Origin of the sequence: Brevefilum fermentans (assembly GCF_900184705.1) — a bacterium.
Lineage (GTDB): Bacteria > Chloroflexota > Anaerolineae > Anaerolineales > Anaerolineaceae > Brevifilum > Brevifilum fermentans.
The window spans coordinates 2,049,875-2,064,727 of record NZ_LT859958.1; the positions used below are offsets into that span (position 1 = coordinate 2,049,875).

General features: G+C 50.8%; 17 protein-coding genes. 15 read left to right on the plus strand and 2 right to left on the minus strand.

Annotated features, from left to right (window positions below; genetic code table 11):
* Positions 1-19 precede the first annotated feature (19 nt).
* Complete coding sequence (locus tag CFX1CAM_RS08910) at positions 20-547, plus strand: flavin reductase family protein (RefSeq protein ID WP_087862687.1); 528 nt, start codon at positions 20-22, stop codon at positions 545-547.
* Positions 548-600: 53 nt separating this feature from the next.
* Here the strand turns inward: CFX1CAM_RS08910 and CFX1CAM_RS08915 are convergent, their stop codons facing one another.
* The gene (locus CFX1CAM_RS08915; RefSeq protein WP_087862688.1) at positions 601-2,442 is read right to left on the minus strand and encodes a hypothetical protein; all 1,842 of its coding nucleotides are present in this window, start codon (positions 2,440-2,442) and stop codon (positions 601-603) included.
* Entirely contained in the window at positions 2,435-2,932 is a 498-nt protein-coding gene (locus tag CFX1CAM_RS08920; RefSeq protein WP_087862689.1) for a hypothetical protein, read from the minus strand. Before CFX1CAM_RS08920 ends, CFX1CAM_RS08915 begins: the two co-directional genes overlap by 8 nt.
* Positions 2,933-3,097: 165 nt before the next feature.
* Between CFX1CAM_RS08920 and CFX1CAM_RS08925 the strand changes: the two genes are divergently transcribed.
* The 14 genes from CFX1CAM_RS08925 to CFX1CAM_RS08990 all read left to right on the plus strand — a co-directional run bounded on the left by CFX1CAM_RS08925 (position 3,098) and on the right by CFX1CAM_RS08990 (position 14,799).
* A complete protein-coding gene (locus tag CFX1CAM_RS08925) occupies positions 3,098-3,505 on the plus strand; it encodes a cobalamin B12-binding domain-containing protein (RefSeq protein ID WP_087862690.1) in 408 nt (135 codons plus the stop codon).
* Between the two features lie 2 nt (positions 3,506-3,507).
* Entirely contained in the window at positions 3,508-4,527 is a 1,020-nt protein-coding gene (gene meaB / locus CFX1CAM_RS08930) for a methylmalonyl Co-A mutase-associated GTPase MeaB (protein ID WP_087862691.1), read from the plus strand.
* A 71-nt stretch (positions 4,528-4,598) separates the two neighbouring features.
* Entirely contained in the window at positions 4,599-5,918 is a 1,320-nt protein-coding gene (aspS, locus tag CFX1CAM_RS08935) for an aspartate--tRNA(Asn) ligase (protein WP_087862692.1), read from the plus strand.
* 21 nt (positions 5,919-5,939) lie between these two features.
* A complete protein-coding gene (locus tag CFX1CAM_RS08940) occupies positions 5,940-6,512 on the plus strand; it encodes a GNAT family N-acetyltransferase (RefSeq protein ID WP_087862693.1) in 573 nt (190 codons plus the stop codon).
* Positions 6,513-6,639: 127 nt separating this feature from the next.
* Positions 6,640-7,983, plus strand: coding sequence for a lysine 2,3-aminomutase (gene kamA, locus CFX1CAM_RS08945; RefSeq protein WP_087862694.1), 1,344 nt, complete (start codon positions 6,640-6,642; stop codon positions 7,981-7,983).
* A 221-nt stretch (positions 7,984-8,204) separates the two neighbouring features.
* Positions 8,205-8,558 (plus strand): cyclic-di-AMP receptor, encoded by a 354-nt coding sequence (locus CFX1CAM_RS08950; RefSeq protein ID WP_087862695.1) that lies wholly within the window; start codon positions 8,205-8,207, stop codon positions 8,556-8,558.
* Complete coding sequence (locus tag CFX1CAM_RS08955; protein WP_087862696.1) at positions 8,555-8,818, plus strand: cyclic-di-AMP receptor; 264 nt, start codon at positions 8,555-8,557, stop codon at positions 8,816-8,818. Before CFX1CAM_RS08950 ends, CFX1CAM_RS08955 begins: the two co-directional genes overlap by 4 nt.
* A gap of 17 nt (positions 8,819-8,835) precedes the next feature.
* Positions 8,836-10,182, plus strand: a complete 1,347-nt coding sequence (locus tag CFX1CAM_RS08960) for an MFS transporter (protein ID WP_087862697.1) — start codon at positions 8,836-8,838, stop codon at positions 10,180-10,182.
* Positions 10,183-10,524: 342 nt separating this feature from the next.
* A complete protein-coding gene (gene msrB, locus CFX1CAM_RS08965; RefSeq protein ID WP_087862698.1) occupies positions 10,525-10,941 on the plus strand; it encodes a peptide-methionine (R)-S-oxide reductase MsrB in 417 nt (138 codons plus the stop codon).
* Positions 10,938-11,408 (plus strand): peptide-methionine (S)-S-oxide reductase MsrA, encoded by a 471-nt coding sequence (gene msrA / locus CFX1CAM_RS08970; RefSeq protein WP_087862699.1) that lies wholly within the window; start codon positions 10,938-10,940, stop codon positions 11,406-11,408. The genes msrB and msrA overlap by 4 nt, the downstream gene beginning before the upstream one ends.
* Positions 11,409-11,495: 87 nt before the next feature.
* The gene (locus CFX1CAM_RS08975; RefSeq protein WP_087862700.1) at positions 11,496-12,260 is read left to right on the plus strand and encodes an NYN domain-containing protein; all 765 of its coding nucleotides are present in this window, start codon (positions 11,496-11,498) and stop codon (positions 12,258-12,260) included.
* A 75-nt stretch (positions 12,261-12,335) separates the two neighbouring features.
* On the plus strand, positions 12,336-12,953 hold the full coding sequence (locus CFX1CAM_RS08980) for an HD domain-containing protein (protein WP_087862701.1): 618 nt from the start codon (positions 12,336-12,338) through the stop codon (positions 12,951-12,953).
* 9 nt (positions 12,954-12,962) lie between these two features.
* On the plus strand, positions 12,963-13,991 hold the full coding sequence (locus CFX1CAM_RS08985; RefSeq protein ID WP_087862702.1) for a DUF2804 domain-containing protein: 1,029 nt from the start codon (positions 12,963-12,965) through the stop codon (positions 13,989-13,991).
* Between the two features lie 148 nt (positions 13,992-14,139).
* Entirely contained in the window at positions 14,140-14,799 is a 660-nt protein-coding gene (locus CFX1CAM_RS08990) for a Crp/Fnr family transcriptional regulator (protein ID WP_087862703.1), read from the plus strand.
* Positions 14,800-14,853: the final 54 nt, after the last annotated feature.

A 14,853-nucleotide genomic window follows, 5' to 3' on the forward strand; every position in this document is an offset into this window, starting at 1 on the left:
TCAAAACCGAGGAGAATCCATGCCAAGACAACCGATCAACATTGAAGATTTAAGCCTTCAACCCCACTTTTTATTCCATCATCGCAGTGTTTTACTGACTTGCGGGGATTACCTGACGGAGGATTTCAACGCCATGACCATTGGCTGGGGCGCGTTGGGCACCATGTGGAGCAGACCCTTTGCCTTCGTAGCGGTGCGCCACTCTCGCTACACCTACCAGTTCATGGAAAAATATGATTCATTTACCGTCTCAGCCTTTCCAGAACAATACCACGATGCCCTCAAGCTTTTAGGATCTCGCTCCGGGCGAGACGGTGACAAAATCGCGGCTTCCGGCTTGAATCCCGAAGCATCGGTTGCCATCTCTGCGCCGTCCTTCAAAGAAGCCGAGCTGGTGCTGGAATGCCACAAGATCTATGCAGACGATCTGAACCCGGCACATTTTTTGGATGAAACCATCGAGAATCACTACCCCACCCGGGACTATCACTGCATCTACTACGGTGAAATCGTTGCAGTAACCGGAATCGATAATTATCGGGCTTAATTAAAAAATCCCCTGATGAAATTTCTTTCATCAGGGGATGATGATCAATCATTTCAACGCCGGGAAAACAACTCGCGCAGGTTTGAAATAATCATATACACCCCGGTGATCACCACGCCAGCCAGGATAATATACCAGAAAAACTGAACCACGAGCACCATCAGGCTAAATACCGCCAGGATGATGGCAATCCACCGCACAAGGTTTGCCAATTGACGCTTAAATGCTGCTTCAATCGTGATCATCAACAGCAGCAAACCCACCAACCCATAACCCAAAAACGGTCGGGCAAAAATAACCAGCAAAACGACCGCGATAATCATCAAGCCTATGCTCACCGCAGCCCATATTTCAGCGACCCGGTTGAAGCGCAAGGATCTCTTTTCCTGCGGTTTGTGAGAGTGCTTAATGTGCGCCCGCAACAAAGCCATGTTTGGAGGGGCGTCTTCAACGTCGATTTCAGAAATAGCCTCCAGTTTTGCCTGTTCAACCGTCAGCCGGCGGCGTTTCTTAGCCAGCGTCTCGCGCTCACTTGCCAGTATTCGGTTAAGCTCAACAACCTCCGGTTGAAGGTGCGAGCTATCCTGAATGACCATCAAATCAAAGCCGAGCGCATAACATCTGCGCTGAAGTTCATCAATCTCCCTGGTTAAGTCATTGATGCCATTTTGCAAATCTGCTTTTCTACTGGCTAACATTGCGCCCTGCTCAAACGGTGGGACCACTTTTTCTAACCCAGCCCATCCCAGGGGATCAAACCAGGCCAAGCGTACGGTCCCATCGCGGTTGTAGCGAGGTCCAGCAGGGGCATCTTCGCCAGAAAACGGGTCCTGTGCATAAAACCCCCACAAGCCGCGATAATTCGTCACCCATTCCGGGGGAGGATCGATCACCACCGGCGGCGCCCAGGATGCCTCACAACCGAATCCAATTGAAAAGCCGTCACCTGTAGCATAATCAACAAAGGGAATCGAAAAAATCCGTTGACTCTTTTCTTCATCATTTGCCCGCGTTTGATTGTTTTGTGTAACCCGACTGAATAAATGATTCAGCCGATTTTTATACTTAGAGAAGAAACTTAAAATCGGCAGACTCAACTCCATCAGGTATTCACCTTCGGTGAAGTAACTGGCATGCGAACCCCCGCCCACAAACACAACCGGATGCTCGCCAACCTTTTGCAATTCAGGGTCAATCCAGTGTCGACGCAGGTCATCACCGGAAAAATTGTGGTTGGCATAAGCCACCCAGGCTGGTTGCACATCTCCCTGCTGGTCTTCATAAGCATAAACGTTGATCATTTCCCAATCGGCTTCATGATCATTGGCTCCATAAAAACCTGTGCGCCAGTTGTTATAGGGGTAAAAAAACCAGTACTGCAGGACAATCCATCCATTGTCGCGGATAACCCGCCCGTAATACTGAAAAGAACGGTTTTTTGCCAGCATTTCTTTAAAAGTCAGCATCGCTGCGACTGCAGAATCGCCAGGAACGCGACCGCGCAGCAAAAGGACCAGCGAAAAAGCCGTATCAACCAGCCGGGCCAGATAACCTACCCTTGCCAGTCGGCTGCGGCTGGGATTAAATTTTCCGGTCTTGATGGTCTTCCGTAACTCGTTCAAACGATATTCAGCCATTTCAGCCAGGTTCATCAGCGAGCTGAACTGCAGATAATGCACGGTCCTAGCCCCTTCCAGCTTCAAATGACCCAAATGTTCCAATTCCAGTTCGCCCGCTGCAATAATTTCTCTCGGGGGCAGCTTGGGCTCTTTCACCCACAGGCTGGACTTATTTACATAATCATCCACGTTGTAAGGAAAAAATTGTTCATCCCGGGAGAACTTTAAAATCGGTTCAAAGCGCTGTAGCAGGGAAACATCTTCGTGCTCAGACATACAACCCCTCCGCCAAATCTTCCCTGGGTAGCAGGAACCATTGGCGTACATCGCGATAATTCAAATACAGCACCATGATGATGCCCAGCGCCATTAACCAGTATGCCTGCGGTGCTCGATGCATAAAAAACAGACTTAAACCGCTACCAAGCGTGCCAATCTGAGCAAGCAATGCCAAAATCCATGCAAACCGTTTCCCCCGTGGAAAAGCCAGCCCAGCCATCAAGGACACAGCCGCAGAAACCTCAATCGCAACAAACAACAACACATCATAAAACAAAATCTCTTTATGAACGGTCTCTCCTGGCGTTCTTAAAACCAGGGCAACCGCCTCCTGTAATTCCATCCAGAAACGAGACCAGGAAGTAAGAAAAGACCAGCGATGTGTGAGTGAATTTAAGCCTAAAAATATTAATATCGCTGATTGCAATATCAGCAAAACCATCAGTATCGGGATTAAACGGGGTCGGGTGTGTGTCTCATTTGGCATAGGGTTTCTCTTCGACTGCAACCAGGCGGCTCCAGCTTCTTAACAAGAATTGGATTAATTCTATTGAAAAAACGCCTCTTTTGCAAGCTTATATTAAGAGCCGTAAGATAATCTCTAAATGAACGCGGTATAATCAAAATTACTCTAAAACCTGCGGAGAATATGATGACAGTTAAGAGAATTCGAGTTCTAATCGCAAAACCCGGTCTGGATGGGCATGACCGCGGAGCAAAAGTGATTGCCCGCGCCTTGCGGGATGCCGGCATGGAAGTGATCTACACTGGCTTGCGCCAGACACCTGAAATGATCGCTGAAGCAGCCCTGCAAGAAGATGTGGATGTGGTCGGTCTTTCAATTCTCTCCGGTGCGCACAATGCCCTCGTCCCCGCTGTGATTGAAAAATTGCATGCCAATGGACTGACCCATATCAAGGTGTTTGTGGGCGGAATCATCCCGGAACCTGATGTTGCCAGACTGCTCAAGCTCGGTGTGTACGCTGTATACGGCCCCGGCACCGATACACAGCAGGTGATTGCAGATATCAAACACGCCATCCAGATTTCAAATATTTGATCATGATTCAAATTGACCCAATCGCAATTCGCCAGGGAGACCGCCTGGCACTCTCCCGGGCGCTGACCGCGGTCGAAAACAATGCCCCAGAGAGCCGTGATTTACAATCAGCGCTGTTTCCCTTTACAGGCAAGGCGCACCTGATTGGTGTCACTGGCCCTGCCGGCTCAGGAAAAAGCACACTGGTCAACCAGCTCGCCAAGCACTTCCGCCAGGACAAGGATAACCAGCTTGCCCCAAAAGTTGCCATTATTGCCGTCGACCCCTCCAGCCCATTTACAGGCGGCGCTCTGCTGGGGGACCGCATCCGAATGGGCGATTTGGCTGGCGATAAGGGCATTTTTATCCGCTCGATGGCGTCACGGGGCGCTCTGGGCGGGCTGGCAAATCAAACCGCGGCCTTTGTCACCGTTCTCGACAGTGCGGGTTTTGACCTGATCATCATCGAAACCGTCGGCGCTGGTCAGGCAGAAGTCGATATCGCCAGCCTGGCGCACACCGTTATCGTCGTGGAAGCCCCGGGGATGGGCGATGATATCCAGGCGATTAAGGCTGGCATTCTCGAAATCGCCGACATCATCGTGGTTAACAAAGCCGATCGCCCTGGCGCTGAAAACACCATCCGCGCACTGCGGGTTATGCTGGAAATGGCTCAAAGAAAATTTGATTCTCATGCTGTTGCAGGAAAACACCTCCTGGATGCAACACCGGCACCCACTGCAGAAACGCAGCAACCTCAATCTGGCTGGCTCCCGACCATTCATTCCACAATCGCAGTCGATGGAAAGGGCATCGCTCCGCTGATTGACGATGTTCAGCGCCACCGCCAATTCCTCAGGGAATCGGGCGAGTGGCAGCAAAAGGAAGCAGCCCGCCTGCGCCGTGATGTGCATGCCCTCATCCGGGAAGCCCTGCTAACCCGATGGTGGGAAAAGCTGGATGAGAACCAGTTTGCACAGATTTTGGATGATGTCATCCACAGGAAATACAGCCCCATCGAAGCTGTGGAGAAATTATTGTAAATTCATGATCGGTGTTTTCCGATCAGATATAATAAAGTAAAATATTTTATGATATACAGGAGAAGAACTTGATGAAGCGCACCCTGATAAAAGATTTAGATCAGCACATCGACGAACAGGTGACCATCCAGGGATGGCTGCACACCCTGCGCGATCAGAAGAGCATGCAATTTTTAATCATCCGCGATCGCACCGGGCTGGTCCAGGTCGCCCATTATAAAAAGGGAAACCTCGACCTGGCAAAAACGATCTCTGACCTGGGGACAGAATCTGCCCTGCGCATCACCGGAAAAGTCGTCAAAAACGAGATTGTCAAATTAGGCGGTCTCGAAATCCAACTTGAGGACCTCCTGGTTGAAAACGCGGCTCAAGTCCCGCTGCCCTTTGAGCCCTTTGGCGAATACTTACCTGAACAAGATTTCCGTCTCGATTGGCGCTATCTCGACCTGCGGCGGGAGGTCAACCAACTTCTATTTGAAGTGCAAACCACTGCGGTACAGGCGATGCGCGAATTCTGGCTGCAGGAAAATTTTATCGAAATCAACTCGCCGAAGATCATGGGCGCCCCCAGCGAGAGCGGCGCTGAGCTGTTCAGCCTCCCCTATTTCGATACCACAGCCTATTTAGCTCAATCGCCCCAGTTTTATAAACAAATGGCGATGGCAGCGGGATTTGAGCGTGTGTTTGAATTTGGACCTGTATTTCGGGCTGATCCTTCCTTCACCTCGCGTCACATGACTGAGTTCACCGGCGTCGATATGGAGATGTCCTGGATTGATTCCCATGAAGATGTCATGAGGTTAACAGAACGCTGGCTGGCGCATACCATTCAACGCGTGGTTGAAAAGCATGCCTCTGAGGTTGAAACAAAATTGGGTCTCCACCTGGAAGCGCCTATGGTGCCTTTCCCGCGCATTTCCATGGCAGAGGCTCACAAACTGCTCAAAGAAATCGGCTACAAGTTGCCGCCTGAAAAGAAGTTTGACCTCGACCCCGGTGCAGAAAGGGCGATTGGCGCCCATTTCAAAGAAATCCAGGGACACGATTATGTCTTCATTACGGATTGGCCCTTTGCATCACGCCCTTTTTACCACATGCTTCATCCTGAAGAGCCGGGGCTAACGCGCAGCTTTGACTTGCTGGGCAAAGGGCTCGAATTGGCTACCGGCGCGCAGCGTGAACATCGCTATGACGTTCTCAAAGCCCAGGCGCTCGAAAAAGGGCTTTCGCTGGAAGTGATCCAGGATTACCTGAATTACTTCCGCTACGGAACACCACCTCACGGTGGCTTTGGCTTCGGTCTCAGCCGATTTATGATGGTTTTGTTAGACCTCCCCAATATCCGTGAAGCCGTGTACATCTTCCGCGGTCCGACCCGATTGACGCCATAATTTAAAGAAAGGTAAGATGCCATGCCGCACTTGTTTGGAAAGAGAATTCGCCTCAGGGCTGTTGAACAAAGTGACCTCGACATTTTTTGCCGTTGGATCAATGACCCGGAAATTACCGAAAATCTTTTATTGGTTTACCCTATGTCACAGGTCGAAGAGGCGCGCTGGTATGAAAACATGCTTCAACAACCGCCCAGTAACCATGTGATGGTGATCGATATTCAAACGGAAAAGCAACCCGATTCCTGGCAAGCAATAGGGAATTGTGGGTTCATGAACTTCGATTGGCGTAATCGATCCGCAGAAATCGGCATCATGATTGGTGAAAAACAGTTCTGGGATCAGGGTTATGGGACTGATGCCACGCTCGCTCTTCTTAAACATGGCTTTGAAACCCTCAACTTGCACCGTATCTGGTTGCAGGTCTACTCAAAAAATAAGCGTGGCATCCGTGCCTATGAGAAGGCAGGTTTTGTCCATGAAGGCATTTATCGACAGGCCCATTACCAGCATGGTCGATATTATGATGTCCACCTGATGAGCGTTCTTAGAAATGAATGGCAAACAAACGATCAATCCGATCGCGATGAATGAAAACAGGTTGGAACCATTAACCACAGCCTTTTTATCGGAGATAAAGCTTGTCGTTCAATGCGTTTAAAGTATTCAATTCAACACACGACCTGACTACAACCGTAACCAGAAAAACAAGGAGAATCCTATGCAACCCTTTCCCTCAAAACGAGCACCGGCCTTTGCAGACATTCCCGATGACAAATGGTCGGATTGGCGCTGGCAGCTCAGCCATCGCCTGAATTCAATTGAGGATTTCGAGCAGATCCTTACGCTAACTGAAAGTGAGCACCAGGCGCTTTGCCAGGTTGGTCTTTTTCGGGTGGACATTACGCCCTATTTCGCGTCACTCATCGACCCGGAAAACCCGCTGGACCCGATTCGCAAGCAGATCCTGCCAACGGCTGCTGAAATTCTGCCCTTTACCGGGGAAATGGAAGATTCCCTCTCAGAAGACGCCCACTCACCGGTGCCAGGTTTAGTTCACCGCTACCCCGACCGGGTTTTGATGCTGGTCACCACCCAGTGTGCCAGTTACTGCCGTTATTGCACGCGTTCTCGCATCGTGGGTGACCCCACCCAATCCTTTTCATCCAAGGACTTTGAGGCGCAACTCGACTATCTGCGCCGAACACCCCAGGTACGCGATGTACTCCTCTCCGGTGGCGATCCCCTGACCCTGGCACCCAAGGTCCTTGAACGCTTGCTGACCGCCTTACGAGAAATCCCCCATATTGAGATCATCCGCATTGGTTCCCGCGTCCCGGTCTTCATGCCCCAGCGCGTCACCGACGAACTGTGTGAGCTGCTGCAAAGATTTCACCCGCTGTGGTTAAACATCCACGTCAACCATCCCAACGAAATTACCGCTGAGCTGGCGGACGCCTGCGACAAACTGACCCGAGCAGGCATTCCCCTCGGCAATCAGTCCGTTCTTTTAGCAGGTGTCAACGACGACCCTGCCATTCAACGCAGGTTGGTCCACAACCTGGTTCGCCTGCGGGTCAGACCGTATTATCTCTACCAGTGCGACCTTGTCCAGGGCGCCGGTCACTTCCGCACGCCGATCGGTAAGGGTATTGAAATCATCGAATCACTGCTTGGCCACACCTCAGGTTTCGCTGTGCCCACCTATGTGGTGGATGCCCCCGGCGGCGGTGGCAAAATTCCCCTCACCCCCAATTACATCCTCAGTTATTCCGATCAAAAAGTCGTATTACGCAATTACGAGGGGTTCATCACCACCTATTATGAGCCGACCGAATATCAACCCATCGATCCTTCTTTAACAGCGCCTTTCAAGGGTGAAATCCTCGAGCCCGGGCAAAGCGGCGTTGCTGGCTTGCTGGCAGGCGATGCCATGTCCCTCAAACCCGCGGGTTTTGACCAGGTTCATCAGCGCGGCGGTGAGCCTCATCGACTGCGCGATCGCACTGAAAAATGGGTGCCGCGCGGCATCGGCGACGGGAAATCAGCGGATAACGAAGCCTGATCAGCCACGCAATAAGATGAATGATCCCGAGCGAGTGTTACCGCCCGGGATTTTTTATTTCTGAAGCACCGCAAATACGGTGAGAATGATGATTGTTTTATTGTTCGATCTTTGCATGTGTCATTTCTCAATTAAAATCGATTGGCTGATTTTCCCATCAGTTGCCACTTGATATGATGTAAAATAGGGATGATGTATTCACCTCTGACCAAGGAAACCCCATGCCTGAACGTCAAATTGATTTACTATTGCTGATCATCGTCTCTCAATCCCAGTCAAAGAAATTGATCGCCAACCTCAACAGGCAGCATTTTTACTTCACCGTTATCGATAGCAGCAGCAGCCTTTTCCAGGAACCAACAGTGTGTCTTCTGATGGGGTTAAATCATTCCCGGATCGACGCGCTGAATCGTTTGATCAACAAATACTGCCAGCCCTACCGGAAATTCATCCCGGTTCAGATGCGGGCCATCGGGGAACTCAGCCAGTTGCCTGTGATCGAATCGATCGAAGGCGGTGCAACGATTTACGGTATGCCCGTAGAACGCTTTGAACAGATCGGGGGTGAGCCGTGAAATTAATTTACGCCATCATCCATGAAAAAGACGCCGGGCTTGTGATCGAAACCCTGTTCGAGCACGGCTACACCGTCACCCGTATGGCAAGTACCGGCGGGTTTCTGCGTTTGGGAAATGTGACGCTTTTAATTGGAGTTGAACCGGACAAGGTGCCAGCAGTGATCGCTCTGTTAAAGGAATGTTGCACTCCTACCCACCCCAATCAGTATGCTGCGACCATCTTTGTGGTTGATATGCCTGTGTATAGAAAGCAATAGACAATTCGCGATTCACCATGAGAATTAACCAATTACGGGACCGTTCTGTGCGTATCCGGCACACAATAACCCGCTTCACCAGGGGCGGCGCCTGGGCAGCTGTCTTATCAGCCAGCCAACAGCGCAACCTGACCCTGTTTTTCTATGATGGTCTCTTTTCTGCCGCCAGCGATAAGATCATCCTGACTTACTTGACGATTTACCTTTTATCGCTTGGTATCACGCGGCAACAGATTGGCTTTCTCAGCTCCATCAGCAGTTTTTCTAACGCACTGCTGCTGCTGCCAGCCGCTTTTCTGGTTGAACGGTCGGGAAGGCGCAAAGAGATCACAACCACAAGTGCCATTATCAGCCGCTTGATGGTATTCCTGATGGCATTGCTGCCCTTTTTCCTGCTGGGCACGTCAGCCCTGGTGTGGATCATGCTGGCACTGGTGATCATTCGAGAGGCAGCGAATAACTTTGCCTACCCGGGTTGGATCGCCCTCATCGGAGATATCGTGCCGATTGAAGGTCGGGGACGCTATTTTGGCTCACGTAATTTCATCATGGGCCTCGCCGGGATGCTGGTTACCCTGCTGATGGGTGAATTCATCACCCGCATTGGCGAACCCCTGGGGTACCAGGTAGCCTTCCTCGTAGCGACATTATTGGCAGTTTTCGCAATTTTCTTTTTCAACCGCATCGAAGATCCACTCGCCGTCGAAAAAGTCGACCGACAACCTGACGATGCAGTCAGCGCCTCTTTCCTCGACAATCTGCTCAGCATATTTTCTTCGTTTAAGAAACACAACCAATTCCTGCGTTTCATCATCTTTGTTGCGGTTTGGAATTTCACCATCCAAATTTCGGGGCCGTTTTTCACCGTGCACATGGCGGAAACTCTTCACTTTACTGCAGCGATGATCGGGGTTGTTGCAGTCACGAATACGGCTGCCAATATGCTTGTTCAGAGGCAGTTTGGATTGCTGGCAGATAAGTGGGGTGACCGCACGGTTTCGATCGTGCTTGCCTTCTTAATCCCGCTGGTGCCCCTTATTTGGGGTTTATGGGTCAGAGTCTACTGGCATGCCATCGCTGTTGAAATCCTGTCAGGTTTATTATGGGGCGGGTTCAACCTGGTTCACTTTAACAGTCTGCTTACGCAAACCCCTGAAGATCAACGGGCGCGTTTTTCTGCCTATTACCAGATCATCGTCACCCTCTCAATGGCGCTTGGTGCAGCCTTTGGGTCGTTTTTGATCCCCGTGATCGAATTCGTGGGCGTTACCCTCGCATCAACTATTGGGCGCCTGATTGCGGCCGTAATTTTCCTGGTCCTGGTCAAGGAAACCAGCACCCTCGAACAGACCTCACCCGATTAATACCTTGCCCTGTCAAGGGGGTGGACCGGTAATATTTTTCAAGACCGGCACACGGCTTGTTGTGCATCAAAAACAAGAGAGCCCCACGAACGCCAGCATCATAAGGGGATCATCTCCACCAAGTCGGGAATACGTCAATTTATCTTGACCGGATGAGCTTCGGGAATGATTCTAAGGCTTTCTTCGCAATTCGATCTGCAGTCGCATTTGCGCTAATGTTATTCCAGCAGCAATTCGCCGGGTAAATGTGTATAAAAATTGTTAATATTACTGATAAATATCATATTATTTATCATATTTATGGTAAAATAATCTCAGTTACTCAATAGGTCAGGAGTTACCATGCTGGAAAAAATCTACAAGTCCGATGCGGAATGGCGGGCTCAACTCACCCAGGAGCAGTACGCGGTAACGCGTCGCAAAGGCACCGAACCGCCCTTCTGTGGCAAATTTTACGACCATCAACAACCGGGAACCTACTCCTGTGTGTGCTGCGGTTTGCCATTGTTCTCGTCAACCGCCAAATTCATCTCGAGTTCTGGCTGGCCGAGCTTTTTCGCACCGATCAATGAAGATCACATTGCATACCACGCGGATGACAGTCACGGCATGCACCGAACGGAGATCACCTGCGCCCGCTGTGATGCCCACCTGGGGCATGTCTTCAACGATGGCCCCCAACCAACCGGCTTGCGCTACTGCCTGAATTCAGTCGCATTAACTTTCATACCTGAACACGATCAGGAGGCAAGCGCATGACAGAAAAAATCGCCACCTTTGCTGCTGGCTGCTTTTGGGGTGTTGAAGCCAGCTTTTCAAAAATTGCCGGTGTTCTGGACACCGTCGTTGGTTATACGGGCGGCACCTTCCCGAACCCCAGCTATCAAATGGTCTGCACAGGCAACACCGGACATGCCGAAGCCGTCCAGGTCACCTTTGATCCGCAGAAGATCACCTATACAGATTTGGTCAAAGCCTTTTTCGACCTGCACGATCCAACCACCCGAAACCGCCAGGGTCCGGATGTGGGGTCGCAATATCGCTCGGTCATTTTCTATCATGACCCGGAACAGCAAAAAATCGCTGAACAGGTCAAATCAGAGTTGGACGCATCGGGAAAATACCGCTATTCTATCGTGACCCAAATTGTCCCGGCTGGTGAATTCTACAGAGCTGAAGAATATCACCAACAGTATTACGCCAAACACATCTTGAGGAGATGTTAAGCTTTTAATATTTTTCAACCACAGAGCATTAATCAAAATCGACTTATTTTTTTTACCTGACCGGCCTTGTTAAGGTATAATTCTTGTATGCCAAGAATTAAAAATCAACCTGAACAAGATAAAATTTTAGATATTGATCGCCGTGTTGCCATTCTCATCGATGGTGACAACGCCCAGGCTTCATTGATCGAACAAATACTGGTCGAAGCCGGAAAATTCGGCAACGCCACCATTCGACGCGTTTACGGTGATTGGACCACTCCCAATATGAACTCGTGGAAAGATATTTTAAACATCCACGCCTTTCAACCCATACAGCAATTTCGCTACAGTGTTGGCAAGAATGCCACCGACAGCGCCATGATCATTGACGCCATGGACATTCTGCACTCAGACCAGGTCGAAGGTTTTTGCCTGGTTTCCAGTGACAGCGATTACACCCGCCTGGCCACACGGATCCGCGAAAGCGGTTTGCTTGTGGTTGGCATCGGTAAAAAAAATACGCCCCGAGCCTTTGTCAGCGCCTGTAATGTTTTCATTTACACTGAAAACCTCAAGCGGCAAAGCCAGAGCAATGGTAGCAGCAGTCGCCGTAAAACCAATCACCTCAGCGAACAGGAAAGAGAGCTGGTCGAACTGGTCAGCCAGGCAATCGACATGGTCGGAACCGATGATGAAGGCTGGACCCGACTCTCAGAGGTCGGTACAGCCCTGCGTCGGATAGATCCCGGGTTCGACCCGCGTTCTTTTGGTTACCGCCAGCTCAGCCAGTTGGTTAAAGGCAGCAGTCGCGACTTTGACATGCGCAAAGTAGCCAATGGCGCCATCATTGAATTGCGCCTGAAAGATTGAAACCCATGAACACCGCTGGGGCGCGTTCGCGCGCCTCAGTTTTATAACTGTCCACGACCAGAAAGAGCCAGTCCAATGACCCATCCCTTCAACCTTGATATCATCTTCCAAGCCATTATTTTTGCTACCCGCAAACACCACGGACAGGTTCGCAAAGGTGAGCTGGCTGCGCCGTATATCATCCATCCGCTGGCAGTTGCCCGGGAAATATTTACCACTGGCCAGGTTGACGATCCGCAGGTTCTGGTCGCAGCTATTTTGCACGACACTCTCGAAGACACGGATACAAAACCCGAAGAAATTCGCTCTCTTTTCGGTGAAGAGGTCTTGAATATTGTGCTTGAGGTCTCTGATGATAAATCACAGGAAAAAATGTGCAGAAAACAACTCCAGGTGATCAATGCACCAAACCTGTCTTACCCGGCCAGAATTGTCAAACTGGCTGACAAATTGATCAATTGCCGCGACATCCTCTATTTTCCGCCCTACAAATGGCCCCTTACACGCCGCCAGGAATATATCCAATGGTCGGCAGATGTGATCGCTCAAATTCGCGGCACCAATGCCAACCTTGAAGCTGCTTTTGACGAATTATTAATCAAGGCACAAGCCAGGCTTGAATTCCACCTCGAGCCCTTTGAACTGGTGGACAACCGTCCCTGGGGGCCTGGCGCCACTGACAAGTGTGCATAGGAGGAAAATATGCCATCGGTATACCACGAACCCGAACTGACCCAACCGGTTCAACTCTGCGATTCACGCGGCAATCTCAATCCCGACGCTATTGGATGGAGCCGCCACCCGCTGCACGACTGTAATTTGCGCGGGCATTGGCTACGTAAAAAGCGTTGGAATTACTGGGCGATCACCAGCCCAACTCACTTTTTTTCCGTCACCCTGTCGAACATTGACTATATGGGCTTGCCCTTCGTTTACTTACTCGATTATGAGACCAAAACATTCTTCGAAAAGACGCTCCTCGTCCCCTTCAGCGCTGGGCTTTACCTGCCGCCCGAAGCTGATGGCGATATCGTTTTTAAGGGGAAAGCCATGCCCATTTCCATGGTCAAAACCGAGGGTGGCACCCGGTTGTCCGTTGAATGCCCCGATTTTGGAGGAAAGCCGCTCTATGCAGATTTCTTTGTGCATCGACCAGCAGGTCATGAAACTCTCAACGTCGTCATCCCCTGGTCTGAAAAACGCTTCCAGTTTACCAGCAAACAGAACACCCTCCCTACAGAAGGCACCCTGCGTTGGGGTGACGACCTGGTGCAATTTGACCTGGCGAACACCTTCGCCTGTTTGGATTTAGGACGCGGTATTTGGCCTTATCAATCCTTCTGGAATTGGTCCAGTTTCTCAACGCGCCTTCCGGATGGTCGCACCGTGGGCAGCAACCTGGGCGCTGGATGGACCGACGGCACCGGCATGAACGAGAATGGACTGTGCGTGGACGGTCGTCTGACTAAAATCAGCGAGGATGTCAAATTTGATTATGACCGCGAAAATTTCCTGGCACCCTGGCATTTGCACACAACCGTCACGGATCGGGTAGACCTGGTGTTCACTCCCTTTTATGAACGCCATGCAAAAACCGATGCTCTGCTGGTGCGCTCTGAAGTACATCAAATGATCGGTCACTTTAAAGGCACGCTAAAACCGGATGAAGGCGGTCCCATCTACATCGAAGATGCTGTCGGTTGGGCTGAGGATCATCATGCACGCTGGTAAAGCTGTTATAAATGACCGTTAATCCCAACCCTTTAATGCCTGTTTCGAATTCAAAGTAGAAGATTCCGGGTTCTGTATTCATTAAAAAGCAGTGTCCAACAGGTCATACCAAACCACTAAACGTTGCTCTATTGAAAACACGCGCTTCATGGAAACGGACCACATCAACCAGTTACCCATCTTTGCTGGCCTGGCGCAAGAAACCCGGTTAGAACTTGCGCGGCGGTCGTATATCCGCGAGTTGCCAGCCGGTCACACCCTGCTGCTAGAAGGGATGCCAGCTGAATCCGCTTATGTCCTCGTCTCGGGCGAAGCCAGGGCCTTCCGCATGAACAGGGAAGGCCGGGTGCAGATCCTGGCGCGTTTCAAGCCTGGCGACCCTATCAACATCATTTCACTGCTGAATTCAGATAAGCTCAATCGGGCGACGATTGAAGCCCTGAGCCCGATGACCGTCCTTGTGATCCGATCAACAGATTTTGAGGCTCTCATCACCCGCTACCCGGATTTTTCCAAGATGCTCTTGCATCACCTGGCTGATCGCCTGGCAAAGATCACCGACCTGGCAGCGGGGCTGTCGTTGTTTGCGGTGCGGGCGCGCCTGGCGCGTTTCCTGATTGAACTGGCTGATCTCAGCCCGTCTTCAACAGGTTGGACCCAGGATGAAATTGCCGCCCACGTCGGCACAGTACGAGACGTGGTCGGTCGCCTCCTGCGGGATTTTGAAGCTGGAGGTCTGATCCAGCGTCAACGCGGCCAGATCATCCTCTTAGACCGAGAAAAATTGATCCAGGCTGCTCGCGAATGACAGCACCCATCTTGATCATCTTTGACGACTTCGATGTGACAAAAGTCGTATGGA

Bases quoted from the DNA above. Each gene is read 5' to 3' on its own strand.
- CFX1CAM_RS08910 (WP_087862687.1), top strand. From the start codon at position 20: ATGCCAAGACAACCGATCAACATTGAAGATTTAAGCCTTCAACCCCAC.
- CFX1CAM_RS08915 (WP_087862688.1), bottom strand. From the start codon at position 2,442: ATGTCTGAGCACGAAGATGTTTCCCTGCTACAGCGCTTTGAACCGATT.
- CFX1CAM_RS08920 (WP_087862689.1), bottom strand. From the start codon at position 2,932: ATGCCAAATGAGACACACACCCGACCCCGTTTAATCCCGATACTGATG.
- CFX1CAM_RS08925 (WP_087862690.1), top strand. From the start codon at position 3,098: ATGACAGTTAAGAGAATTCGAGTTCTAATCGCAAAACCCGGTCTGGAT.
- meaB (WP_087862691.1), top strand. From the start codon at position 3,508: ATGATTCAAATTGACCCAATCGCAATTCGCCAGGGAGACCGCCTGGCA.
- aspS (WP_087862692.1), top strand. From the start codon at position 4,599: ATGAAGCGCACCCTGATAAAAGATTTAGATCAGCACATCGACGAACAG.
- CFX1CAM_RS08940 (WP_087862693.1), top strand. From the start codon at position 5,940: ATGCCGCACTTGTTTGGAAAGAGAATTCGCCTCAGGGCTGTTGAACAA.
- kamA (WP_087862694.1), top strand. From the start codon at position 6,640: ATGCAACCCTTTCCCTCAAAACGAGCACCGGCCTTTGCAGACATTCCC.
- CFX1CAM_RS08950 (WP_087862695.1), top strand. From the start codon at position 8,205: ATGCCTGAACGTCAAATTGATTTACTATTGCTGATCATCGTCTCTCAA.
- CFX1CAM_RS08960 (WP_087862697.1), top strand. From the start codon at position 8,836: ATGAGAATTAACCAATTACGGGACCGTTCTGTGCGTATCCGGCACACA.
- msrB (WP_087862698.1), top strand. From the start codon at position 10,525: ATGCTGGAAAAAATCTACAAGTCCGATGCGGAATGGCGGGCTCAACTC.
- msrA (WP_087862699.1), top strand. From the start codon at position 10,938: ATGACAGAAAAAATCGCCACCTTTGCTGCTGGCTGCTTTTGGGGTGTT.
- CFX1CAM_RS08975 (WP_087862700.1), top strand. From the start codon at position 11,496: ATGCCAAGAATTAAAAATCAACCTGAACAAGATAAAATTTTAGATATT.
- CFX1CAM_RS08980 (WP_087862701.1), top strand. From the start codon at position 12,336: ATGACCCATCCCTTCAACCTTGATATCATCTTCCAAGCCATTATTTTT.
- CFX1CAM_RS08985 (WP_087862702.1), top strand. From the start codon at position 12,963: ATGCCATCGGTATACCACGAACCCGAACTGACCCAACCGGTTCAACTC.
- CFX1CAM_RS08990 (WP_087862703.1), top strand. From the start codon at position 14,140: ATGGAAACGGACCACATCAACCAGTTACCCATCTTTGCTGGCCTGGCG.